The sequence below is a fragment of the Caballeronia arationis genome, assembly GCF_001544975.2.
In the GTDB taxonomy this organism is placed as follows: Bacteria; Pseudomonadota; Gammaproteobacteria; order Burkholderiales; family Burkholderiaceae; genus Caballeronia; species Caballeronia arationis.
Window position 1 is genome coordinate 25,164 of record NZ_FCOG02000048.1, and the last position, 24,111, is coordinate 49,274.

The window sequence follows — 24,111 nt, forward strand, 5'->3', positions numbered from 1 at the left end:
AGGACCGTACGTCGGCGGGTGTCGGCTTTGCAACGCCACGGTCAACCGCGCTCACCGTAAGGACACCATTCATGTGGGCCGGGCGGTCCGCGCTGTTTTGCAGTCCAGTACCCTCGCACCTGCAACCCGCGATTTTTCGCCGGAGACGCTTAGGAATGGGCTCTTCTGTGCCGTTATGGAGGAGATGGAACCCACGGCTCACTCTCGCATCGTGAGAAGCGACCCGCTGCCCGTCCGTTGGCACCCCCCGACTCAACGCTTAGCGGAGGCCGGCCCAGGTCGAATCTCTGACTGCAAACCGTCCGACTAAGCGGGTCAATCTCAGTTCGCGTGTTCGCGTTGTTTGCGCGCCAATTGCAATCCTGAGTAAACCGTCGTTTCTGGCGTTACTTCCACCTGCCCCTTGCAGCGTTCATCCCAAGCGTACCCTGCATATCGAAACTCAGGCCCCTTGCCGTCCTTCCATCGCTTTGTTCGCGTCGTGCGGCATCGCGTGTCGTCCTATCAGTTCGATTAGTGAATTCAGATTAGCCGGCTTGATAAGATGATGATCGATGCCCGCGGTAGCCGATCTGCGGCGATCTTCTTCCTGGCCATAGCCGCTAAGAGCCACGAGCAAACAATGGGTTAGAACTGGATCCTTTCGCATCGCCTTCGCCACCTCGTACCCATTCATGCCTGGAAGGCCAATATCCAAAAGCGTTACGTGTGGCAAGAAGGTATGTGCCAGAGTAAGTGCTGCCGCGCCGTCGAATGCACATCGCACCTCGTAGCCCTGCATCTCGAGAAATAGCTTAAGGCTCTCGGCCGAGGCCACGGAATCATCGACAACAAGCACTCGTACCGCACTCTTGCAATGGAGGGGAACAACATCCGCGACATGTGCAATTTTCTCACTTGCGACCCGTGCTGGTAGCTCAACTATGAACCTTGCGCCACGGCCTCGGCCGGCACTCCAGCACTGTATCGAGCCACCGTGCAGTTCAGCGAGGTGGCGCGCGAGGGTAAGCCCAATGCCCAAGCCCCCCTGCGCGCGGTCGAGGGAACTGTCGCCTTGCGCGAACAAATCGAACACGTGCGGCATCAGGTGCGCGTCGATCCCCTCACCGTCATCGGTCACCGTCATTACGGCGGTGCCGTCCGCGAAGTCGGTCGCAAGCGAAATGTGTCCGCCCGGCGGCGTGAACTTTGACGCATTGTTGAGCAGGTTGGCAACGATCTGTGTTAGTCGAACGACGTCGCCATCGACTATCACGTCGCGAGCACCGAGCTCGCATTGGAAGATCTGCGAGCGCGCGGCAAAATGCGGTCGGCTCGTTTCCACGGCGCGCTCGACGACCGTGCGCAGGAGCGTCGGCTCGCGCCGCAACGACACCGTGTTTCGCGCGATCCGGGAAACGTCCAGCAGATCGTCGACGATGCGCACCATGTGCTCGATCTGCGTGCCAATGATCTCGCCCGCCCACGCGGAAACGGCTGCATCGCCCGGCGGCGCCGCCTTCATCACGCTCACCGCATTGGCGATCGGGGCGAGAGGATTGCGAAGTTCGTGTGCCAGCATCGCGAGGAACTGGTTTTTTCGCAGATCCTCGTCGCGCACGGCGGAATACAGGAACGCGTTCTCCAGCGCGATTGATGCGCGGCTGACGAACTCGGTGACGACGGGAGCCGGCTGACGGCTGTCATCGTGGCTAATTACGCCCAAGGCTAACGCCGCCTTCCGCTGCGCGCCGCTCAGCAACGAGTGAAAGCTGACCTCCTCGAGCTTGAGCAATTGCGGAGCAGCGAGGTCTTCGCTAGCGGAAGGGGCAAAGATTCCCGAGGTATCGTCGCGGCAGATCACTCGTTCGGCCGCTTGCATCGCCCGGTCTGCTAACTCGAAGAACCTGTCGAGCGGCACTACGGAGGCCACGCCCGGCGAAGTTGCGCCCCCGAGGGCCGCAGGCGCGCAGCGAATCGCCGTGCGGGAAGCCGATTCACCGTCTGCGACCAAAACTACACATGCCACGTCGGCCAATGCGGGCACTGCAGTATCGAGAATACGTTCCACGGTCGCTTCCACGTCGAGCGAACGCGTCAGCACATGACTGACATGCGCGAGAAAATCGGCACGCTCACGCGCCTGATCGGCAGCGGCCCTTCGCGCCTCCGCTCTCGCGACTTCCTCGCGTTGTACCGCCCTCGCAAGCAGCTCGCGATTCATCCGGTGCATCTGCACAAATACGCCGACCTTCGCGCGCAGGATTTCGGGCACGACGGGCGACGAGATGTAATCGACAGCGCCCAGTGAGTACCCTCTCGCCATTTCTGCATCGTCTACATAAGCGGTTACAAAGATAATTGGAGTCGCAGCGGTTCGACGGTACGAACGCAGCATGCTGGCCGTTTCAAAGCCATCCATATGGGGCATGTTCACGTCAAGAAGGATCACGGCGAAGTCCTGCTCGAGAACCGCCTTCAGCGCCTCTCGCCCCGACGAAACGGTAATCACGTCATGACCTGGTGCTTCGAGTACCGTGCGCAGTACGACCTGCTGGCTGGGCAGATCGTCGACGATCAAAATGCTCACCTGGTCTTCAAAACGCGTGTCCTGTGAAGGCATTGGCTGCTCCTAGCGATGCAGCCACGCGTGCAGCACGGCGAGCAAGTCGTCGCGGTTAACAGGCTTCGACAGGTAGTCCCACGCGCCGGCCTCGATGCACTTCTCGCGATCGCCTTTCATCGCCTTTGCAGTGACCGCGATGATCGGCAGCGCTTGACCGACCGGCCGCCGCCGAATTTCGCGCATCGTTGTAAGCCCGTCCATCTCGGGCATCATGATGTCCATCAGGACGATTTCGATGTCGGCGTCCGCTTCGACCTGACGGATGGCATCACGTCCGTTGTCTGCCCATACATGACGCATGCCGAGGTCTTCCATGATCGTCGCGAGCGCGAAAATATTGCGCATGTCGTCGTCGACAATGAGCGCTTTCCTGCCCTGCAATGCGCGCTCCGGAGCATGCAGTGCTTGGAGCATCGCCTGCGGTTCGGGAGGCAGCCGCTTAGCGTCGATGTGAAGTGCGGCCACGACCAGATCGAGCAAACAGTCCGGACGCCCCGCATGCTGCACGACGTATTCTTCGCGTCTAGATTGCCAACGCTCGGGCGCCACTTCGCCTGTCGCGCTCACGATCACCGGAAGCGGCGCAAACGGACTGCGTGACACGAGCGCTGCCTCGATGTCTTCCGGCCCGATCCACGGCACGCTGTCATCCAGCACCAGCGCATGTACGGCGGGAGACGCAAGATGCGTCACCAGTTCATCACGGGAATTCGCAAATACGAGCGCGACGAGATCGCCCTGCAAAGCGCTCGTTAGCATTTCGCGTTCGTTTCCTGGAGGCAACACCGCGACGAGCACGCGACGCGGGGCTTCGATATATTTCGCCATCGAGGCGACCGCGTGATCGAGGATCTCGCGCGACTTTATCGGCTTCGGAAGGAACGCGAAAGCGCGTGAGCGCAGTGCACGCTCACGCGATTCATCGGTCGAGATCACGCACACCGGGATATGCCGCGTCGCCATATCGTGCTTCACCCGTGCAAGCACACGCCAACCCTCCATGTCTGGCAGGAACAGGTCGAGCGTCAGCATGTCTGGCTTGAACTGATCAGCCAGCGTCAAGGCGGCAGCGCCGAGCGCGGTGGCTAGCGTCTTGAATCCCTGCTGGCGCGCTGCCTCGACCATTACGCGCGCAAACGCGGGATCGTTCTCCACGATCAGAAGCACTCGGTCGCCGGGCTGGATGCTATCCCGGTCGTCCATGATTAGCGGATACGCGACTTCGTGCGCGACCGGGTCCGCGAATTCCGGGTCAACTACGGGAGCGTCGATCACAGGGGTTGTGCGCGACGCAGTATCCGAGAGCGCGTTAGCCGCGCCGTCCTGCCTGGCCGTCGACCTGCGGCTCGCTCGGGCGAGATCGTTCTTGCGCGGCAGATAAAGTGTGAAGGTGCTTCCCTCGTTTGGCGTACTCATCAGACGCATTTCGCCGCCCAACAGCTTCGAGAGCTCGCGGCTAATTGCTAGGCCGAGCCCTGTGCCGCCATATTTCCGGCTCGTGCTCCCATCGGCCTGCTGGAAGGCTTCAAACACGATCTGTTGCTTGTCGGCCGAGATTCCAATGCCCGTATCCTGGACCGAGAACGCGATGACCTGCACGGCGCGGTTGAGTGCCTCGTTGTCCGCACTCCAGCCACCCAGCGCTTCGTCGATAGATAGCGTGACATGTCCTTGATGCGTGAACTTGAACGCGTTGGAAAGGAGATTTTTCAGGATCTGCTGCAGGCGCTTGAGGTCCGTATGAATGGATGCGGGCAATTCGGCACGGAGGTGGATAAGGAACTCGACGCTACGAGCCTCGGCCACATGCCGGAATGTGCGCTCCACATAAGTCGTGAGATCGGCAAGCCGGTGTTCGGCCACATCTACGACGACGGTCCCGGATTCGATCTTTGATAGGTCGAGAATGTCATTGATCAGCATAAGCAGATCGTTGCCCGAGGAATGGATCGTTCTTGAAAACTCTATCTGCCTTGTTGACAGGTTGCCTTCCGGATTCTTGCAAAGCTGGTCGGACAGAATGAGCAGGCTGTTAAGCGGCGTGCGCAATTCGTGCGACATATTGGCGAGGAACTCGGACTTGTACTTCGACGTCAGCGCAAGCTGCTTGGCTTTTTCTTCGAGCGCCTGCCGAGCCTGTTCGACCTCCGCGTTTTTGCGCTCGACTTCCTGGTTCTGGTGCGCGAGCAGGCGCGCCTTTTCCTGGAGTTCCTGGTTCGTCTGCTGCAGTTCTTCCTGACGGCTCTGAAGCTCCTGCGCAAGCGATTGGGACTGCTTGAGCAGATCCTCCGTGCGCATGTTCGCTTCAATCGTGTTGATGACAATGCCGATGCTTTCGGTGAGCTGGTCGAGAAACGCCTGGTGGGTCGGATTAAATCGTTCGATCGACGCTAGTTCGATCACGCCCTTGACTTGCCCTTCGAATACGATCGGCAACACCAACACGTTGTGCGGCACGACGCTGAGCAGCCCGGAAACGATTCGGTAGTCACTCGATGCGGACGGCGCGAGCAGTATTTTGCGCTTCTCCACAGCGCACTGGCCGATGAGCCCCTCGCCGAGCTGCACGAGCTTGCCATGCGAGCGGTGGCCATCGGACGCATAACTTGCGACAAGCCTCAACGACGCTGCCTGCGCGCTCGCATCGAACACGAAGAACTCCGCCTGTTGAACACCGACGACCGGGGCTAGCTCCGAGAGAATTAGATGGCCTACCGCCACCAGATCCTTCTGGCCCTGCAGCATGCGGCTGAACTTCGCCAGATTGGTCTTGAGCCAGTCCTGTTCAGTGTTGAGTTCAGTCGTGTCCTTGAGGTTGCGGATCATCTCGTTGATTGTGTCCTTAAGCGCGGCCACCTCGCCTAGTGCCTCGACAGTGATCGAGCGTGTCAGATCGCCTTGTGTGACGGCGGTCGCCACCTCCGCGATCGCGCGTACTTGCGTGGTGAGATTTGCAGCGAGCTGATTGACATTCTCGGTCAGTCCTTTCCAGGTTCCCGCCGCGCCCGGCACCTTCGCCTGTCCGCCGAGTTTTCCTTCGACGCCCACTTCGCGCGCCACCGTGGTGACCTGATCGGCGAAGGTCGCGAGCGTGTCCGTCATGCTGTTGATCGTGTCTGCGAGCGCCGCGATCTCGCCCTTTGCTTCCACTGTGAGCTTGCGCGCGAGATCACCGTTCGCCACGGCGGTTACAACTCGCGCGATGCCCCGCACCTGACTGGTCAGATTGCCCGCCATGAAGTTGACGTTATCGGTCAAGTCCTTCCAGGTGCCGGCGACGCCCTGAACATCGGCCTGCCCACCGAGCTTCCCTTCCGTGCCGACTTCACGCGCGACGCGGGTCACCTCCGACGCAAACGAGCGTAGCTGATCAACCATCGTATTGATCGTGTTCTTCAGTTCGAGGATTTCACCCTTGACGTCGACGGTAATCTTCTTCGACAGGTCGCCGGCGGCGACGGCTTTGGTCACGTCCGCGATGTTGCGCACCTGGCTCGTCAGATTGCCCGCCATGAAGTTCACAGAATCAGTCAGGTCCTTCCAGGTGCCGGCGACACCCTGCACATCGGCCTGACCGCCAAGCTTGCCAAGCGTGCCGACTTCGCGTGCAACCCGCGTCACTTCGGATGCGAACGAGCTCAACTGGTCGACCATCGTGTTGATCGTGTTCTTGAGCTCCAGGATCTCGCCTTTCACGTCCACCGTAATCTTCTTGGACAGGTCGCCCGCAGCCACGGCCTTCGTCACGTCCGCGATGTTGCGCACCTGGCTTGTCAAATTGCCGGCCATGAAGTTGACGTTGTCGGTCAAATCTTTCCAGGTGCCTGCCACGCCTTGCACGTCCGCCTGCCCGCCCAGCTTCCCCTCGGTGCCGACTTCACGGGCGACGCGCGTAACTTCGGATGCGAACGAGCGCAACTGATCGACCATCGTATTTATGGTGTTCTTGAGCTCTAGAATTTCGCCCTTCACGTCGACCGTAATCTTTTTAGAGAGGTCGCCGGCAGCAACAGCCGTCGTTACCTCGGCGATGTTGCGAACCTGTGCAGTGAGGTTGCTGCCCATTGAATTGACCGAATCGGTGAGGTCCTTCCATGTACCGGCGACGCCCTGCACATCGGCCTGCCCGCCGAGCTTGCCTTCGGTACCGACCTCTCTCGCCACGCGCGTCACCTCGGAGGCGAACGAGCGTAACTGATCAACCATGGTGTTGATGGTGTTCTTGAGTTCGAGGATTTCCCCCTTCACGTCGACAGTGATCTTCTTCGACAGGTCACCCGCCGCCACCGCAGTGGTCACTTCAGCGATGTTGCGGACCTGCCCTGTCAGATTGCTGCCCATCGAATTGACGGAATCGGTGAGATCCTTCCACGTACCGGCGACACCCTGCACCTCGGCCTGCCCGCCGAGCTTGCCTTCGGTACCGACCTCTCTCGCCACGCGCGTCACCTCGGAAGCGAACGAGCTCAACTGGTCGACCATCGTATTTATGGTGTTCTTGAGCTCCAGAATTTCGCCCTTCACATCGACCGTGATCTTCTTTGACAGGTCGCCCGCGGCCACCGCAGTGGTGACATCGGCAATGTTGCGAACCTGCGCAGTGAGGTTGCTGCCCATCGAATTGACGGAATCGGTGAGGTCCTTCCACGTTCCCGCGACACCCTGCACGTCGGCTTGGCCGCCGAGCTTCCCTTCGGTACCGACCTCTCTCGCCACGCGCGTCACTTCAGAGGCAAACGAGCGCAACTGATCAACCATCGTATTGATGGTGTTTTTAAGTTCGAGAATTTCGCCCTTCACGTCAACGGTGATCTTCTTCGACAAGTCGCCCGCGGCGACAGCTTTTGTCACCTCCGCGATATTGCGCACCTGGCTGGTCAGGTTTCCAGCCATGAAGTTGACGTTGTCGGTCAGGTCCTTCCATGTACCCGCCACGCCCTGCACATCCGCCTGTCCGCCGAGCTTTCCCTCGGTGCCCACCTCGCGAGCGACGCGTGTCACTTCGGAGGCGAACGAACGCAACTGGTCCACCATCGTGTTGATTGTATTTTTCAGTTCGAGGATCTCGCCTTTTACATCAACCGTGATCTTCTTCGACAGGTCGCCAGCGGCCACTGCCTTCGTCACTTCGGCGATATTGCGCACCTGACTCGTGAGGTTGCCCGCCATGAAGTTGACGGAATCGGTGAGGTCCTTCCAGGTGCCCGCAACGCCTTGAACGTCCGCCTGGCCGCCCAGCTTGCCTTCTGTGCCAACCTCGCGCGCCACGCGCGTAACCTCCGCGGCAAAGGTACCCAGTTGCTCGACCATGCGATTGATGATCTTCGCCGTGCGTAGAAATTCGCCTTCGAGGGCACGGCCGTCCGCTTCGAGCGCCATGCTCTTGCTGAGATCGCCCTGTGCGACCGCACCTATGACGCGTGCGACCTCGCTCGTCGGATGGACCAGATCGGCGATCAGCGAATTGACCGAGTCGATCGACTGGCGCCAGAAGCCTCGCGGATGCGGTATCACCGCGCGCTCGTTGATGCGTCCTTCCTTGCCTACCGCCTGGCTGAGGCGCGCTAGCTCGTCGGACATCCGTATGTTCTGGTCGACAACGTCATTGAAGACATCCGCGACTTTGCCGTGCAACCCGGTCCAATCGGCAGGCAGAGTGGTGCCCTCGCCCTTTTTGAGGGCCGTCAGCGCGGTGTGTATCGCCTTGCTGCAGTCGTGCGCCGTTTCGAAAGTCTCAACGTGTCTATTGATCTGAAGCGCCTGCTGCAGCCAGAAACCGCTCAGACCGTCGAGGTCGACGCGTTCGACGGCGCCCGAGCGTCCCCTCAGACCGCTTGTCGCCTGCTCCACGGCTTCCGTCTGCCGTAGGCATCGGTCCGCTAGCATGTTCAGTTCCGCCGCGAGCCGCCCCTTGTCGCCCTTCCAGTCAGTGGGCAATCTTTCGGTCATCTCGCCGCAGCGCAAGGCGGCGACCGCTTTGATCAATAGGCCGAGCTCGCTGTCGGCTACCCTGCCGTCTTCAACCACGATCGTGTCCATCCGAGCCTCGCCCATAAGGTTCACAACTGCTGCTTGGTTTTGAGGGTAGCCGCTGCGTGGATTCTAGGGATCATACATTCGGCTCCTCGTAAATTTCCCCGATGGTGGCGTAGACCGCCACACGAGGTCAACGAACTGATGCGAGTTTGGCAGTTTCGTGAGTCGCTAACCCCTTCGCGGCGAATGGCCCTTGGTTTGCACGAGTCGGCTTCCGAAGCTAAATCTTTCCACTAATAAAGCTAATGTTGTAGTCGCTTAAAAAAGCGGAAATCGCCCTTTGCTCGATTATCGAGGCTTTTCAGCCACTGACCGTCAACGAAGACGTTGGGTTGATTGACGCGCTCGTCGCGACAGGCGCAACGGTTTCGCGGACCAATAAGCTCCGTATGAAAACGAGCGCACGCACCGATTCGCGCGCACCCTGGAGATTTGGCGCCACGCTCTTTGCTGCCTCTTAGCGGCTCGCGAGCGCTCCGTCGAAAGCGACTTCGAGTCAGCAACGACCCGCTGAAACGTCGGACGGCAGTGACGAGGCCCCAGCCGACTCGGCTGCGGCTTCAGCAAAAGTGCAGACGATATTTTTTGGACCTTCATTCAATTTGCGAGGAAAGCGCGCTACCGGTAACGTTCAACCTTTCCAGCAATGTCAGGTCAGCTCGGTGTGTAAGCGACGAAGCACCTTTGTCTCTCGCGCCACCGTTCATTTGTGTTTCTACCCGATGACGGCATCGACGAAGGTAACGTCCATGAAATGTCGACGTAAGGGAACGCGTATTGCTCTTCGGCTCGTTAAACCATGAAGGAGCAGAGCCGTGCGCAACAATCCGCCCATGTCCACTGACGAACTCGACACGGTACCCGACACGTCGAGTCCCGCCTACGCTGCGGGCCATCCGCTCACACGCGCCTTCGATGCGTTTGCGAGCGCCGTTACTCGCTGGGCCGGCTCGCCGATTGCGTTCGCGCTAGCGGTGACGTCGGTCGTTGTCTGGGCCTTCACAGGTCCGTTCTTTCACTACTCCGAGAACTGGCAACTCGTGATCAACACCGGCACGACGATCGTCACGTTCGTGATGGTTTTCCTGATCCAGCAGAGCCAGAACAAGGACAGCGTTGCCTTACATCTGAAGCTCAACGAGCTGATCGCTTCGCATCGCGCGGCGAGCGATAAGCTGATCGGCATCGAGGACGCGAGCGAGGACGAGTTGCGGCGGCTTGCGGCGGCATATCTGCGCATGGCGAGCGGCGACACAACGGTCTTCGCCCCGCCCGAAGGAGGCAGTCTGGCGCAGGCATCGGAAGGCCCTTGAGGAGCCGACGTCTGTATAGCTGAACCCGCCGGTTTGTTCTGACCGGAATTCAGTCATCTGGTTCTCGCTATCGGCCTCCATCCGCCACACCGAAGCGGATCAGGTCTATCGACCTTCAGTCGTTTCAGTCACGACCTTTTCTTCACGGACCGCGTTTTTCGCATTTGCATCGCCGTGTCCGCGAACAGATCGATCACCACTTCGCGCAGCCAGCGATTGCCTTCGTCCTGCTGGACTCGCGCGTGCCAGAGCAAATGAATCGGCGCGGCGGGCAACGTCATCGGCAACGCGCACAGGCTAAGCGAGAACGGTAGAGCCAATTGCAAAGCGAGTCGTTCCGGTACCGTGGCGATTAGATCGGTGCGTTGCAGGATGTAGCCGACACTCATGAAATGCGGCACCGTCAGGCGCACCTGGCGCCGCACGCCCTGTCGTTTAAGCCAGTCATCGACTTGGCCGTGTCCTGTGCCGGCGGACACCACCACCAGATGTTCGGCCTCACGCCAGGCAGCGAGCGTAAGCGGCGCTTCCTCCAGTGCATGGCCACGCCTGAATAAGCAGACATAGCGCTGATCGAACAAGCGGCGCTGATAGAAGCCGCCTTTGAGCTGCGGCAGCAAGCCGATAGCGAGATCGACCCGGCCGTCGGCCATCTCGTCGCCTAAATTGATGCTCGTGTTGCGAACAGTATTCAGAGCGATGCCTGGTGCCTCACGCGACAGTCGTTCGACCAGCGAGGGCAGGAAGACGACCTCGCCGATATCGGTCATTCCGATCGTCACCGTGCGCGCGGCAAGCAGTGGATCGAAACCGGCCGCAGGGTTAAGTGCAGCGTGGAGGGTCGCGAGCGCCTGCGATACTGGCTCTGCAAGACGCAACGCAAACGGCGTGGGCACGACACCCCCCGGCCCACGTACGAACAGCGGGTCACCGAGCCGACGACGCAGTTTGGCGAGCGCATTGCTGACGCCAGGCTGACTCATGTTCATTTGCTCGGCGACGGTCGAGACACGCCGCTCCTGCATCAATCGCTGAAAAAGCAGCAGTAAATTAAGGTCGATGTCGCTCAGTTCCATGACGCTGGCCTCTCTGATCATTCAACCCAGTGATGAAGCATATTCCCGTCATTTTATTGCGGAATGACTCTCCATTGCTGAGAATAAAGACACGACGCACGCATTCGACTTGCGAACAGTACGCATGCCGCGCCGACTCGACACACATCAATTAAAGATCGGAGACACACCATGGAACAGCTGGATCTGAGGATCGCCATCGTCGGTGCTGGCATCGGTGGACTTACGCTCGCGCTTGCGCTGCGAGACCAAGGAATCGACGTGCAACTCTATGAGCAGACCGACGAACTGCGCGAGGTGGGAGCGGCCGTCGCGCTGTCAGCGAACGCGACGCGGTTTTATGAGCGCATGGGTCTGCGCTCAGCCTTCGATGCCGTATGCGCAGAAATACCGGCGCTGATCTATCGGGACGGGCGCAGCGGGGAGGTCATCGGGCAACATCGCGGGGCGCCGAGCTATCGCGAGCAGTTCGGCGGGTCGTACTGGGGCATCCATCGTGCGGATCTGCAAGCCGTGTTGTCGAAAGCGGTCGGGCTTGAGCGCATCAATCTCAGCCATCGGCTTATCGATCTCGTGCAGCATCAGGATCGTGTGAGCTTGAGCTTCGCCAATGGCAAGCAGATCGAGGCCGACCTCGTGATCGGAGCAGACGGGGCACGCTCGATCACCCGGCGCTGGATGCTTGGCTATGACGACGCCTTGTATTCGGGCTGCTCAGGCTTTCGCGGTGTAGTGCCGGCGGAGCGCATGGACCTGCTGCCCGATCCCGAAGCCATTCAGTTCTGGGTTGGACCGCAGGGCCATCTGCTTCACTATCCGATCGGCGACAAAGGCGACCAGAACTTTTTGCTCGTCGAACGTCATCCCTCGCCGTGGCCTTCACGCGAGTGGGTCACGCCGGCTAGTGAGGGGGAGCAGCTGCGCATGTTCGGGCATTGGCACCCTGCCGTGGTGCAGATGATCACGGCGATGCCCATCAGTCAACGCTGGGGTCTCTTCCATCGCCCGCCGCTCGGGCGCTGGAGCAAGGGCCGCGTGACGCTCATCGGTGATGCCGCGCATGCGCTCGTACCGCACCATGGCCAGGGCGCCAATCAGTCGATCGAGGACGCCGTGGTGCTGGCCGCGCAATTGGTCAAGGCGGGCCCGGGCCGTTGGCGCGAGGCGCAAGAGGCCTACGAGAGGCTGCGCCGGGGCCGCACGCGCAAGGTGCAATATGCATCGATTTCGACAGCCGACGTGTTGCATTTGCCCGACGGGCCCGAGGCGCAGTCGCGCAACGCTCGGCTTGGCGCGCGCGACAGCCTGCTGCATCACCTCGACTGGATTCACGATTTCGACGCCCTTGAACAAGAGCCAACCGAACGTCAGGGAGGCACGTGGCTTTAAATCAGCCGTGCGCGAGCGCTTTCTGCGCAGGCTCGAAAACCGTAGACGTGCATTTCAAACTCTGGTTATGACCTTTGCGCATGGTTCGTCCGGCCATTTCCGAAGTGATGCGGTCGTTCCAACGGCACTGAGACTGTGCTCGACGAATGGCCGCTCTTGGCCGAACCCGCTCCGACGATCGCTGCGCATCGGAACCATGGCGTCCGCTCCGAACGTTGCGACTTCGGCTTATCTGGGCGATTTCGAAGCGACCTAACTTATCGCGCTGTGCGATTCCAACGATCGCTTGAGAAATGACACAGATCGCTGCTCGCACAAGGGCGAAACCACACCGCCGCAATCAGCAAGTGTGCTCAGCCCTAAACGGCACATCTACTCCATAAGTTCAAAGAAAGCAGATCGAGATCCAAGGAACGAAGGCTATCGCGATCAGCCCGAGAAGCAGCATGCCCAGATAAATCCAGATGCGCTTGAGTCCCGCTTCCGGCGATACCTCACCGATGATGCACGCCGCGTAGTAACACAGGCCGAACGGCGGCGCGAACACCCCGAGCCCCATTGCTAGCACGACGACCATCGCGTAGTGCACTTCGTGTATCCCGAGCTGATGTGCAACCGGGAACAACAGCGGCCCAAACAGCACGATGGCCGGAATGCCCTCCAGCACGCTACCGAGGACGATGAACGCAACGATCGATACCAGCATGAAGCCCGCGGCACCGCCCGGGACTCTCGTCATCATGTTCGCGAGATCGTGCGAGAAACCCGACTGCGTCAACGCCCAGCCCATCGCGCTCGCCGCCCCGACAATGAACAGAATCGCACCGGACAACGCCGCCGTCTGCAGCAGCATCGGCATGATGGCTTTCCACTTCAGGCCGCCGCGATAGATCAATAGGCCGATTACGAGCGAGTAGGCGATCCCGATCGTCGAGACCTCCGTCGCGGTCGCAATTCCCTCCACCACGGCACTGCGGATCAGGAACGGCAGCAGCAGCGCGGGCAAGGCAATCACGAAGGTGCGGCGCACCTGGGACCAGGGTGCCCTCACCGCTCCCGCGCGGCTCTCGTCCGTCTCATCCTCGCGTCCCGCACGCCACCACGCAACGACGCCGAGCACGAAAGCAAGCACGATCGCCGGCAGAATGCCCGCGGTAAAGAGCGCAGCGATCGATATGCCGGTCACCGACGCGATCGCGATCAGCACCAACGACGGCGGAATCGTTTCGCTCATCGCGCCGGAAGCGGCGAGCAGCGACACCAGCTCGCCGTCCTTCATTCCGCGCTTGCGCATCTCGGGGAAGAGCACCGGCGCCACGGCCGCCATGTCGGCCGTCTTGGAGCCCGAGATACCCGAGATCAGCAGCATCGCGCCGAGCAGCACATACGACATGCCGCCCCGAACGTGACCGAGCAGCGACGCGAGAAACGCGACCATCACGCGCGCCACGCCCGTGACGTGCACGAGCTGTCCGAGCAGCACGAACATCGGCACGGCGAGCAGGATCAGCGTGCTCATGCCCTCGTCCATACGTCCGACTACGACGCTGAGCGGCGTCGACGTGGTCGTCAGCAGATAGGCGCTGGTCGCAAGCGAAAACGCGAAGGCGATTGGCACGCCCGCCATCACCGCCGTGCCAAGCATGCCGACGAAGAACACCAGCAGCGCGCCCTGCCCCATGTGCGTCAATGGCGCCTTGGCGAGATAGCAGCCGAAGGCGATCAGCAGCATGAGCGCCAGCGCACCAACGATATGCCGCCGGTCATGCCGCGCGAGCCGCAGCCCGCAACTGACCAGCGCCGCCGCGCAGCCGAACGGAATCGCCAGTGCTCTGACCGAGCCCGACCAGCCGAGTGCAGGCGTCTCCACGAACGCCTGGTCCTGCACGTAGTCGAACGCGGGATGCATGACCAGCGCGAAGAACGCGGCCGCAGCGGCGACCGCCAGCGTCTCGGCCCATGCCTGCGCGCGCGGTGTCATGTGCGATACGAAGAAGGTCAACCGCATGTGACACGAACGCTGCACCGCGAGCGCGCTGCCCAGCATTGCAAGCCAGAGGAACAGGATCGACGCGAGTTCGTCCGACCAGATCAGCGGTTGGTGAAACACTGCACGCGCAACGATGCCGACGAACAGCAGCGCAACCTCTCCCACGACTGCCGCCGCGGCGAGCACCTCGATCCCGCGTCTCAACCAGCGTTCGATGCCGCTCTCGCCATGCGCATTGCGTACGAATGTCGGCCCCGGCACCTCCAGATTGTGTGCCGCGCTCATGATATTTTCCCCGTCACCGCTTCGAGGGCACTCCACGGACCGGCACCGAACTTGTCCCGCCACTGCGTATAGAAGCCGGCTTTCGATAGCGCAGTGCGAAACGCCTCCCTGTCCGCGGGGACGAACGTCAACCCCTTGCCGGACAACTGGGACTTCAGCGATGTATTCAAACGCGCGACGTCCGCGCGCTGCTCGACGCTCGCCCGGTCGAATTCGCGCCGCACGATAGCCTTGAGATCGTCCGGGAGTGCATTGAAGGCGCGCGGGTTACCGAGCAGCCAGAACGGGTCCCAGATGTGATTGGTCTCGGCGACGTACTTCTGCACTTCATACAGCTTGCCCGCCTCGATCGTGACGAGGCCGTTTTCCTGACCGTCCACGAGATGGGTCTGCAACGCGGTGTAGAGCTCGTTGAAGTTGATCGACGTAGGGTTCGCCCCTAGCGTCTGAAAGAGCGACGTGAACATCGGCGAGACCGGCACGCGGATCCGGTAACCGCGCAAGTCGTCGGGCGCCTTGATCGGTTTCGTCGCGGACGTGATCTGCCTAAAGCCGTTGTCCGCCGCCTTCGACACGGAGACGTACCCGCTCTTGTCGATCTGCGCGCGGATGATCTTGCCGAGCTCGCCATCGACGCCGCGCCAGACCTGGTCATAGTCCGAGAACGCAAAGCCGAGATTGGTGATTGCCGCGAGCGGAATCACGGTCGACATCACCGAGCCAGAGATGTTGAGGAACTCGACGGCGCCCGAGCGCGTCTGCGACAGCAGGTCAGTGTCCGAGCCCAGTTGCGATGCGGGGAAGAAGCGGATCTCGAGCCTGCCGCTGCTTGCCTCGCGAATGCGGTCGATGGCTTCCTTGAGTCGTGTATTGATCGGCTGATTGAGGGATTGCCCAGTGGCGAGCTTGTAGGTGAACTCGGCAGCGCGTGCTGGCCGGGTCCATATCGTTACCAACGGAAGGGCGGCCGCAGCCTTCAACACCGCGCGTCGCGAGATGCGGCGCGGCAAGTTCGACGTGCTCATGATGCTGTCTCCTGTTATATGAACTTACCGTGGCGCGCCACTTTGTCGGTATGGCGTCGGGGCACGTTGCGGCGCTTGTTCGACTCTTGTCGAGGCGCCGCCGGTCCTGCGTGTGCAAAATATAAGAGGCTTGTTGGTGAAGGACAATTCAATTATTTTGCGCAAAGGTGTAGCCAATCTAAAGGGTGATCATGTATCTGCCATTGCGGGCCATCAGTGTTTTTCATGCTGCCGCGAGTTCGGGGAGCATTTCTCGCGCAGCAGCAGAATTGAACGTGACGCCATCAGCCGTCAGCCAGCAAATCCAGTCGCTCGAGACGCACTTGGGCACGGCGTTGATGACGAAGGTCGGACGAGGCGTGGCATTGACCGAAGCAGGCGAGCGCTACTTCGCGATGATTGCAGAGGAGATCGACCGCATCGCGGACGCGACTCAGCGTATACGCGGGTTGCGGTCCGTCACGCTCCTGACCGTGCGCGCGACGCCGACGCTCTCAACCAAGTTTCTCTTGCCTCGGTTACGCTCGTTCCTCGACGGTCATCCCGATCTCGAAGTGCGCCTGAACGGCACCAACGAAATGACCGACTTTGCGCAGGAAGCCGTTGATATAGAGATCCGTCACGGCACCGGACAATGGCCGGGCGTGTATGTGGAGGCGCTGACCGAGGAATCGTTCCTGCCGGTCTGCTCGCCCGCGTACTGCGCGCCAGCGAGTCTCGATGCCGCCGATCTGCAGCGGCATCGCCTCATCTACTCGATAAAGTCGCAAGTCCAGTGGCCGCACTGGTTCTCGGTGGCGCGTGCGGCGCCGCTCGATCCGGGGCAGCGAGTGCTGTTCGACCGCAGCCATATGGCGATCGATGCGGCCGTCGATGGCATGGGCATCGCGCTCGAAAGTACGCTCATGATGTGGCGCGAGCTGCGCGACGGCACATTGATCTGCCCCGTGCGCGAGCCTCCCGCGATCCGCCTGACGACGCAGTGGATCGTCTGCCCGTTCGAGCATCTGCACAAGAAGAAGGTGATCCTGTTCCTCGATTGGCTGCGCGCCGAGCGTGCCGCCTGGCTATCCGTATCCCAACAACCCGCCGCCCGCTGATGGTGAAGCCTGGCTAACAAATCGCCTCGGAAATGTTAATTGTTCTGGCAGAAACCCCTGACTACACTTGCTCGCAAGTAAGGCGCACCGCTGCTATGCCTTCGATCACGCCACCCCGGCCACTTACCGCGCGCCGCTCTCGCGGCCACGATCCATAGTCTCGACCACAAAGGATTGCACATGAATCTCTCCAGTCTGCTCCAGGCACGCAACGCCTCTGGACGTCCCGTTCGCGTCGGCCTGATCGGTGCCGGCAAGTTCGGCTCGATGGTGCTGTCACAGGCCCGCCATATCGAAGGGCTGCACGTCGTGGGCGTTGCCGATCTCGACGTCGGCAAGGCGCGCGCATCGCTTGCACGAGTCGGCTGGTCGGCCGAGCAATATGGCGCACGCTCGCTCTCCGATGCCGTGAAGACCGGCGCAACCTGCGTGCTCGACGATGCAGCCGCGCTCGCCGCCTGCGATGAAATCGAGTGCATCATCGAAGCGACGGGCCACCCGATCGCCGGCGTGCGTCACGCTTTGGCCGCGATCGAAGGCAACAAGCATGTGGTGATGGTCAACGTCGAGGCCGACGCGATGTGCGGCCCGCTGCTCGCCGCGCGCGCCCGCGAGCGCGGTCTCGTCTACAGCATGGCGTACGGCGACCAGCCCGCAATCATCTGCGAACTCGTGGACTGGGTGCGCTCTTGCGGCTTCGAACTGACCTCGGCTGGCAAGGGCATGAACTTCGAGCCGCGCTACCGCTATTCGACCCCGGACACGGTCTGGAGCTTCTTCGGCTGGACCGACGAAGAAGTCGCCAAGGGCGATTTCAACCCGAAGATGTACAACTCGTTCACCGACGGCACCAAGGCCGCAATCGAAATGGCGGCGGTCGCGAACGGCACGGGCCTCGATTGCCCGGACAACGGTCTCGCGTTTCCTCCCGCAGGCCTGCATGATCTCGCGCGCGTCTTCCGGCCAGCGGAAGATGGCGGACGCTTGTCGCGCAGCGGCCTCGTTGACATCGCCGCCAGCCAGGAACCGGACGGCCGCGAAGTATTCAACAACATTCGTTATGGCGTCTTCGTCACGTTCAAGGCGCCGAACGAATACGCGCGTGCGTGCTTCAAGCAGTACGGCCTGCTCGTCGATCCGACCGGCTGGTACGGCTCGATGTGGCGCCCGTTCCACATGATCGGCCTCGAAACCAGCGTGAGCGTGTTGTCGGCCGTATTGCGCGGCGAGGCGACAGGCTCGTCGAAGGAGTTCCGCGGCGATGCCGTCGCTACCGCCAAGCGCGACCTGAAGCCGGGCGAGATGCTCGACGGCGAAGGCGGATACGCGGTCTGGGCTAATGCGATCCCGGCATCGAAGAGCCTTGCTATCGGCGGTCTGCCGATCGGGCTTGCGCACAACGTCAGGCTGAAGCGTCCGGTCGCCAAGGACACCATCGTGCGCTTCGAGGACGTCGAACTCGAGCGCGATCTCGATGTCGTCGCGCTGCGTCGCGAGATGGAGCAAAGTGCGCTCGGCAAGCCGGCGAAGGCAGCGTGAGGCGTGCACATCATGGCATCGATAGGGGAGTCCAGCATGGATAGCGGAACCGAAGCATTCGTGGTCGTTGCCGAGTTCGAAGTGAAGCCCGACTGCGTTCGCGACTTCCTCGCGCTCGCACGCGACGACGCACGGCACTCGCTCGCCGACGAGCCCGGCTGCCGGCAGTTCGATATCGTCCAGCTCGACGAGACGCCGGCGCGCGTCATGTTCTACGAGGTATACGACGATCGCGCCGCGTTCGACGCGCACTTGCAGACGGCGCACCTCGATCGCTTTCGTGCCGGCTTTCCGGCGCTGATCGTGGCGGAGCGCCCGGTGCGCTTCGGCCGCCGCGAGCCTGCATGATGCGCGCGAGTCTTGCTGTGGGCTTTATCGGCACCGGCATCATGGGCTTGCCGATGGCCCGGCGCGTGGCCGGCGCCGGCTACCGGGTCGCGGCGTGGAACCGCACCCGGGACAAGGCGGCGCCGCTCGTCTCGGCGGGAATCGAGGTGGTCGGTCATGCAAGCGAAGCCGCGCGCGACGCGGATGTCGTCATCTGCATGCTCAGTTCGGGCCCCGCATGCGACGACCTTCTGCTGGGCGAGGACGGGATCATCGCCAAGATGCGTGCGGGCAGCGTGCTGATCGTGATGAGCTCGATTCCTGTCGAGACGGCGCAATGCCACGCCGGGGCCGCGGCGGCGCGCGAAATCGGCTATCTCGACGCGCCCGTTTCCGGCGGCGAGAAAGGCGCGCAGGACGGCACGCTCGCGATCATGGCCGGCGGCGAGGCGGAGGTCTTCGAACGCGTGCGCGCCGTCCTGCAGACAATGGGCCGTCCCACGCGCATCGGCCCAGCGGGCACGGGCCAGCTCGCGAAGCTCGTCAACCAGATGATGGTAGCAAGCACGATCGCCACCGTCGCCGAAGCGATGCTGCTCGCGGAACGTGGTGGCGCCGATCCCGCGCAAGTCCGCGCGGCGCTGCTCGGCGGATTCGCCGACTCGACGATCCTCCGCCAGCACGCGGCACGCATGATCGCGCGAGACTTCGTGCCGGGCGGCCCGGCCAAATATCAGATCAAGGATACGAAGACCGCCCTCGGTTTTGCGCAGAGCTTGGGGCTGGAGTTGCCGGTACTGGGGCTCGTCGATGGCCTCTTCATCGACATGGTCGAACACGGCGACGGCGAGTTGGACCACAGCGCGCTAATTCGGGAACTGCGCAGGCGCAACGGCTTGCCGGTGTCGTGACGTTGGTACGAACGGATCTTTGATTCGACACGCACCATGCGTCGTGCGACGCCATCTTCCGGGAGGCCGTAAGAGATCAGGCCGGTATTGATACATACTATGCTGTAGTCGGACGCTTGCGCCACGCACCGCGCGCGCGGTTTCTCATTGAACATTGGCGCCTCAATCAAAGAAAAACCCACAACGTTCCGGTTCAGCGGGGGCGCCGTCCGCTGCAACCGGTTGTCAGTTAGGCGTCGCTGTGCCCTTGGCGCCGGAGTACAACATGGGTGGCTTTCTCCGACGCAACGAACTGAACGCATTTGTATCCCAGAGCGCGTGCGTCAATCCCCTCGAACAATCGCTCTCCCCCGCCCAGCAGGACCGGCGAGAGAGCGACGTGCAACTCATCGATGAGGCCCGTACGAAGATATTGCTGGATCGTGCTAGGTCCGCCGCCAATGCGTACATCCATTCCGTTGGCTGCGTCGCGCGCCCGGTCAAGCGCCTCGGTGATAGGGCGGGTTGTCCCCCCACCAGCCTTTCCAGTTCATGTCCGGCCAGGAACCGCGAACCGGTCCGAACATGTTTCTTCCGAGAATCCATGCGCCAACATTCTTGAAGCCCCGCGCAGCGAAGTCGTCATCGATCCCAGTTGTGCCACCGTCGGCGCCAAACAGGGTCCGTTGGAACGTGCGTGTCGGGACTAACCACTGGTGCAAATCTGTCCCGCCCACGCCGAGCGGATTCCTGATGTCCTGATCCGGACCAGCTCCGTATCCGTCAAGCGAGATGGTAAAGCCCTCAACTCGGACGCGTGTCATTTTCATGCCTTCCTTTCGATTGATGCTGTCACCTGCAAGACCTGCGGCTTATATCGGTCACTGCGGATAGAAATCAGCCAAATAAAACCGCCCGCGGAACCCGCACTCGACAACGCATATTCCGGCAGTAGTTGGTTCTATCCGTTGAATAGGCCGACGTGCCTATCTGCCACGTTGGCGACACCTGTTCCTTCGGGCGCCTCGAACGCCTGGCCGGAGAATCAACGACGAGACTGCCGTCATTGAACAGATTTCAGCAGCTCATACCCCTGTCACGGCTTCTCCGGCATGGCCGATGAGTGATGACTTGTAATTAGCCATTGCGCCCCATCCCAGTGATAGGTATAGGTATAACGGGCCTTAACAACCGCTCCAGTTCTTGCGAAGGTGAATGTGTAAAGCCCGGCGTCCACAGCAGTATTGCAACCCTGTTCGATATAGCTGAAATTAATCTTTCCGGACGGACGATCTTGCAGAAAATGACGGAAGTAATCCTCCTTTTCGGCGACCGTCAAACGTGGAGCGTTGGATACCGTTGGGAGAAGAATTGAACGCGCCGCATAATTGGCGACTACCTGGTGCGGATCACCGGTTTGCAGTGACTGATTCCATCGCTCAAACAACGCCGCAATCTCTTGATCTGATGCGACCTTACAAGTTTCGGTGCGCGACGCCGGCGCATTGTTTGACATGCCTTGATTCGCGGCGCATCCGGTGAGCACGGCAGCAAGCAGCGCAGAGATGGTAAATAGCTTCATGGCGGCTCTCCAGTCAGGAGGTGGGAGGACGGCACACCGGAAGTATGGGCCGTCTTGCGCGTATGATCCACACCGGAATGACGACTTCCAGGCCGACCGACGTCGCTGCCGCACTCAGGTTGCGCTGCACCACGCGCATCGGACGATGGCAGCCGAAGGACAAACCGCGCATTTGGTGAAGGCCCCTTTTGCGGGAGCGGGTTCCCGTGGGCAGCCGCCAGCAACAAACGGCACTTTCACCTCGCCGTTCGAGGCCACTTCGTGCAGGGGTACTGGCCGGCCAAACACGCAGTGCTTCACACGCTATCGATCCGAGACGAACCGCTAAGACGCAGAACGCATCGGAATATAGTGCGCGTGGCGCCAGGTTCCAAGACGTACCGACTGCCCGCATAAGATCGAATGAATTTCTCGGGCATTCCTTTTGCGTCACCTCGATGAATGTCTCCCCGGTGCAATGCATTGGAATGACGACATCGGGATTGATTTCCTTAAGTGCTGCAACAGTTTCGCGTACGTAGTCGGCCTTTTGGGGCGCCAGATGGAATCCACCAATCACCGCATGCACTCTGTCGATTCCCGACACCTCGACAGCGCGCCTGACCGAATTCACGACACCGCGATGGCTGCATGACGTGATCACGATCAAGCCGCGATTCTTGACGTTGAAGCAGGTCGCCAGTTCATGTTGAAAGTCGTCGGGCACGACCTTGGCGGTTTGCTTTTCTGCTGGAAGTTTGTCGGGATAGCAACCGATGCCGTCTCTGACGCCGACTGTCATGCGGGTTGGCGCCAGTACTTTCTCGAACGATATGGTCGGAATTGTGCCAGCGGTGAAGGCGTGGTCCGCCACGGCAGACGGCGTTGGCGCGAAGACAATCTTTACTCCGGCGCCGAGTAGTGCATTTCGATCAAGGTATCCGAAGTCTTCCACTCTGCCGACGGTCCATTCGCGAGTGCAGAAGGTCTCTTCGCCTCCGACGTACGACTCGCGCGAGACTCGTCTGCATTTGCTTCAGTGTCGCGAACAGTTCGGTGATTTCATCCTTTCCGCGGGTGTCGAATTAGAGCGACAGGTTGCGGGTCGCGCCGTACCTCGATTTACACATCGAAGCGGACCCCTCGATGCTCCATTCCGCAGCAAGTGCCACAATAGGCTGCTGTCACAAATGCAGGCCTGTTCCTGTCACGGAGGCGGACGTGATTCACATCGCAATTGCAGCGGTTTCGGCGACGGTGAACGGAATTCTCGCATCCCGGCTCTTCCGGTATTTTGCGCCGGTTCTTGCTGGCGCAATGGTCGCAATAGGTTCCGCGCAGGCCCAGCCTGCATCGTTCGACTCATTCGCCGTGCCCTCCGGCAGCGCACCGCACGATGTCGCGCCAGCGCCTGACGGCACCGTCTGGTACACCGCGCAGGCGCAAGGTGCAGTCGGACGGCTGGACCCGCGCAGCGGCAAGATCGACCGGGTCCCGCTCGGCAACGGGTCGGCACCGCACGGCGTGATCATCGGTCCGGATCGGGCCGCATGGATCACGGATGGCGGGCTGAATGCAATCGTTCGCGTGGATCCCAAGACACTCGCCGTCACGCACTTTCCGTTGCCCAAGGACCGAAAGAACGCCAACCTGAACACGGCCGTCTTCGACAAACGAGGGCACCTGTGGTTTACCGGCCAAGTCGGAATCTACGGTGAGCTTGACCCGGCGAGCGCCAGCATGCGCGTGTTCGATGCGCCGCGCGGGCCCGGCGCCTACGGCATCTGTGTCACCCCTGACGGTAGCCTGTACTTCGCTTCACTGGCTGGCAGCTACCTCGGCCGCATCGATCCGGTGAGCGGTGCGGCGCAGGTCATCGAGCCGCCAACACCGGAACAGGGAGCACGCCGGGTATGGTCGGACTCGAAAGGACGCGTCTGGATCAGCGAGTGGAACGCGGGAAAGGTGGGCATGTTCGACCCGGCGACGCATCGGTGGCGCGAATGGAAGCTGCCGGGCTCTGATCCGCATGTGTATGCGATATTCGTCGACGACCAGGACATCGTCTGGCTCAGCGAATGGAGCGCCAACGCGTTAGTACGCTTCGACCCACGAACCGAACGATTCGAGACGTTTGCGCTGCAGCGGCCACACGCGAACGTGCGTCAGATGATGGGCCGGCCGGGAGAGGTCTGGTTGTCCGAATCCGGTACGGACCATCTGCTGCGCTACAGATCTGGTGCAGCGACTGTCGACAGCAAGTGACGCCACAGCAACCGTGACGCACGTATCCGGCGTCGCGCAGTGACCTGGCGGTACCTGATTTTGCGAGAAGCTGAGAACTCCCTTCGAGACGCGCACTTACCGTTACCCTCGCCAGGCAACTCCAATGACCGACAATTCCGATCGCGATCCTGATTCCGATCCCGACAAGCTAAAGGGCCCTGGTGGCATGACGTTGCGGCAGATTCACGAACAGGTGCAGAAGTCCGTCCAGCGAGACTGCGAGGCGCAGGCCGTGCACAACTCGCCCACGCAGAAGAGCCGATGGCAGCGGTGGGTGAGATACGTATGGGGCCGCAGCGGGCGGCGCTAGCAGGCTCTAGCAGCAGCTGACCTTGATGTCGGTTGCCACGGTGAAGCATTTATGCGTCGCGAGCCGGGTTAAAAATCGATAGCACCAAAACTTGGTTTGGCGCATGCGAATCGCTGTTTACACTCGGTCATAAGGTTATATCAAATGTCGTCAACTTTCCAAGACCGCCCATCCAGCCATCTGACTGATTGCGCCGGAGCGTACTGCGGAATGGGCCGCGTACCCGCTCGAGACCAGGTTTTCCAGAAAACCGCCCCTACATCCCTAGATAGTCGGACCTGCAAAATTGGGTTTTGTTCGTGGACGCCTCGGGGCGTTCATCAGGTGGCCTTGTACTTTTCGAACTCAGGCAGTTGTAGGAGGTGCGAGCAAGGTTCCT

At 61.1% G+C, this 24,111-nt stretch carries 15 protein-coding genes and 1 pseudogene; 8 read left to right on the forward strand and 8 right to left on the reverse strand.

Going from position 1 to position 24,111, the window contains the following annotated elements:
* Nucleotides 1-442: 442 nt before the first annotated feature.
* The gene (locus AWB81_RS24620) at nt 443-2,602 is read right to left on the reverse strand and encodes a response regulator (protein WP_062639162.1); all 2,160 of its coding nucleotides are present in this window, start codon (nt 2,600-2,602) and stop codon (nt 443-445) included.
* A gap of 9 nt (nt 2,603-2,611) precedes the next feature.
* Nucleotides 2,612-8,644, reverse strand: a complete 6,033-nt coding sequence (locus AWB81_RS24625; protein WP_200822544.1) for a HAMP domain-containing protein — start codon at nt 8,642-8,644, stop codon at nt 2,612-2,614.
* Between the two features lie 830 nt (nt 8,645-9,474).
* Between AWB81_RS24625 and AWB81_RS24630 the strand changes: the two genes are divergently transcribed.
* Nucleotides 9,475-9,954: a low affinity iron permease family protein gene (locus tag AWB81_RS24630; protein ID WP_062639177.1), complete on the forward strand. Its 480-nt coding sequence runs from the start codon at nt 9,475-9,477 to the stop codon at nt 9,952-9,954.
* 128 nt (nt 9,955-10,082) lie between these two features.
* On the opposite strand, the gene AWB81_RS24635 is transcribed toward AWB81_RS24630, so the two are convergent.
* The gene (locus tag AWB81_RS24635; protein ID WP_062639163.1) at nt 10,083-11,030 is read right to left on the reverse strand and encodes a LysR family transcriptional regulator; all 948 of its coding nucleotides are present in this window, start codon (nt 11,028-11,030) and stop codon (nt 10,083-10,085) included.
* 171 nt (nt 11,031-11,201) lie between these two features.
* Between AWB81_RS24635 and AWB81_RS24640 the strand changes: the two genes are divergently transcribed.
* On the forward strand, nt 11,202-12,419 hold the full coding sequence (locus AWB81_RS24640; RefSeq protein ID WP_062639164.1) for an FAD-dependent monooxygenase: 1,218 nt from the start codon (nt 11,202-11,204) through the stop codon (nt 12,417-12,419).
* Nucleotides 12,420-12,804: 385 nt separating this feature from the next.
* On the opposite strand, the gene AWB81_RS24650 is transcribed toward AWB81_RS24640, so the two are convergent.
* Together AWB81_RS24650 and AWB81_RS24655 are read right to left on the reverse strand one after the other, a co-directional pair.
* The gene (locus tag AWB81_RS24650; RefSeq protein ID WP_062639166.1) at nt 12,805-14,694 is read right to left on the reverse strand and encodes a TRAP transporter large permease; all 1,890 of its coding nucleotides are present in this window, start codon (nt 14,692-14,694) and stop codon (nt 12,805-12,807) included.
* Complete coding sequence (locus tag AWB81_RS24655; protein WP_062639167.1) at nt 14,691-15,719, reverse strand: TRAP transporter substrate-binding protein; 1,029 nt, start codon at nt 15,717-15,719, stop codon at nt 14,691-14,693. The genes AWB81_RS24650 and AWB81_RS24655 overlap by 4 nt, the downstream gene beginning before the upstream one ends.
* Nucleotides 15,720-15,910: 191 nt before the next feature.
* Here AWB81_RS24655 and AWB81_RS24660 point away from each other — a divergent pair, with 191 nt between their 5' ends.
* The 4 genes from AWB81_RS24660 to AWB81_RS24675 all read left to right on the forward strand — a co-directional run bounded on the left by AWB81_RS24660 (nt 15,911) and on the right by AWB81_RS24675 (nt 19,596).
* Nucleotides 15,911-16,819 (forward strand): LysR substrate-binding domain-containing protein, encoded by a 909-nt coding sequence (locus AWB81_RS24660; protein WP_062639168.1) that lies wholly within the window; start codon nt 15,911-15,913, stop codon nt 16,817-16,819.
* A gap of 180 nt (nt 16,820-16,999) precedes the next feature.
* On the forward strand, nt 17,000-18,358 hold the full coding sequence (locus AWB81_RS24665; RefSeq protein ID WP_062639169.1) for an NAD(P)H-dependent oxidoreductase: 1,359 nt from the start codon (nt 17,000-17,002) through the stop codon (nt 18,356-18,358).
* Between the two features lie 36 nt (nt 18,359-18,394).
* On the forward strand, nt 18,395-18,706 hold the full coding sequence (locus tag AWB81_RS24670; RefSeq protein ID WP_062639170.1) for a putative quinol monooxygenase: 312 nt from the start codon (nt 18,395-18,397) through the stop codon (nt 18,704-18,706).
* Nucleotides 18,703-19,596 carry an NAD(P)-dependent oxidoreductase gene (locus tag AWB81_RS24675; protein WP_200822545.1) on the forward strand — a complete coding sequence of 298 codons (894 nt, stop codon included), beginning with the start codon at nt 18,703-18,705 and terminating at the stop codon, nt 19,594-19,596. Before AWB81_RS24670 ends, AWB81_RS24675 begins: the two co-directional genes overlap by 4 nt.
* A 229-nt stretch (nt 19,597-19,825) precedes the next feature.
* On the opposite strand, the pseudogene AWB81_RS24680 reads toward AWB81_RS24675, so the two are convergent.
* The 3 genes and pseudogenes from AWB81_RS24680 to AWB81_RS44875 form a co-directional block, all read right to left on the reverse strand.
* Nucleotides 19,826-20,399 (reverse strand): annotated as a pseudogene (locus AWB81_RS24680) (dihydrofolate reductase family protein).
* Between the two features lie 272 nt (nt 20,400-20,671).
* The gene (locus AWB81_RS24685; RefSeq protein ID WP_062639171.1) at nt 20,672-21,157 is read right to left on the reverse strand and encodes a DUF4440 domain-containing protein; all 486 of its coding nucleotides are present in this window, start codon (nt 21,155-21,157) and stop codon (nt 20,672-20,674) included.
* A gap of 13 nt (nt 21,158-21,170) precedes the next feature.
* A complete protein-coding gene (locus AWB81_RS44875; protein ID WP_143753535.1) occupies nt 21,171-22,091 on the reverse strand; it encodes an MBL fold metallo-hydrolase in 921 nt (306 codons plus the stop codon).
* A 362-nt stretch (nt 22,092-22,453) separates the two neighbouring features.
* On the opposite strand from AWB81_RS44875, the gene AWB81_RS24690 reads away from it, so the two are divergent.
* Both AWB81_RS24690 and AWB81_RS24695 read left to right on the forward strand, forming a co-directional pair.
* Nucleotides 22,454-23,401 carry a Vgb family protein gene (locus AWB81_RS24690; RefSeq protein WP_235025901.1) on the forward strand — a complete coding sequence of 316 codons (948 nt, stop codon included), beginning with the start codon at nt 22,454-22,456 and terminating at the stop codon, nt 23,399-23,401.
* Between the two features lie 124 nt (nt 23,402-23,525).
* Entirely contained in the window at nt 23,526-23,732 is a 207-nt protein-coding gene (locus tag AWB81_RS24695; RefSeq protein ID WP_062639172.1) for a hypothetical protein, read from the forward strand.
* Nucleotides 23,733-24,111 lie beyond the last annotated feature (379 nt).

Bases quoted from the DNA above. Each gene is read 5' to 3' on its own strand.
- AWB81_RS24620 (WP_062639162.1), bottom strand. From the start codon at position 2,602: ATGCCTTCACAGGACACGCGTTTTGAAGACCAGGTGAGCATTTTGATC.
- AWB81_RS24625 (WP_200822544.1), bottom strand. From the start codon at position 8,644: ATGGACACGATCGTGGTTGAAGACGGCAGGGTAGCCGACAGCGAGCTC.
- AWB81_RS24630 (WP_062639177.1), top strand. From the start codon at position 9,475: ATGTCCACTGACGAACTCGACACGGTACCCGACACGTCGAGTCCCGCC.
- AWB81_RS24635 (WP_062639163.1), bottom strand. From the start codon at position 11,030: ATGGAACTGAGCGACATCGACCTTAATTTACTGCTGCTTTTTCAGCGA.
- AWB81_RS24640 (WP_062639164.1), top strand. From the start codon at position 11,202: ATGGAACAGCTGGATCTGAGGATCGCCATCGTCGGTGCTGGCATCGGT.
- AWB81_RS24650 (WP_062639166.1), bottom strand. From the start codon at position 14,694: ATGAGCGCGGCACACAATCTGGAGGTGCCGGGGCCGACATTCGTACGC.
- AWB81_RS24655 (WP_062639167.1), bottom strand. From the start codon at position 15,719: ATGAGCACGTCGAACTTGCCGCGCCGCATCTCGCGACGCGCGGTGTTG.
- AWB81_RS24660 (WP_062639168.1), top strand. From the start codon at position 15,911: ATGTATCTGCCATTGCGGGCCATCAGTGTTTTTCATGCTGCCGCGAGT.
- AWB81_RS24665 (WP_062639169.1), top strand. From the start codon at position 17,000: ATGAATCTCTCCAGTCTGCTCCAGGCACGCAACGCCTCTGGACGTCCC.
- AWB81_RS24670 (WP_062639170.1), top strand. From the start codon at position 18,395: ATGGATAGCGGAACCGAAGCATTCGTGGTCGTTGCCGAGTTCGAAGTG.
- AWB81_RS24675 (WP_200822545.1), top strand. From the start codon at position 18,703: ATGATGCGCGCGAGTCTTGCTGTGGGCTTTATCGGCACCGGCATCATG.
- AWB81_RS24685 (WP_062639171.1), bottom strand. From the start codon at position 21,157: ATGAAGCTATTTACCATCTCTGCGCTGCTTGCTGCCGTGCTCACCGGA.
- AWB81_RS24690 (WP_235025901.1), top strand. From the start codon at position 22,454: ATGGTCGCAATAGGTTCCGCGCAGGCCCAGCCTGCATCGTTCGACTCA.
- AWB81_RS24695 (WP_062639172.1), top strand. From the start codon at position 23,526: ATGACCGACAATTCCGATCGCGATCCTGATTCCGATCCCGACAAGCTA.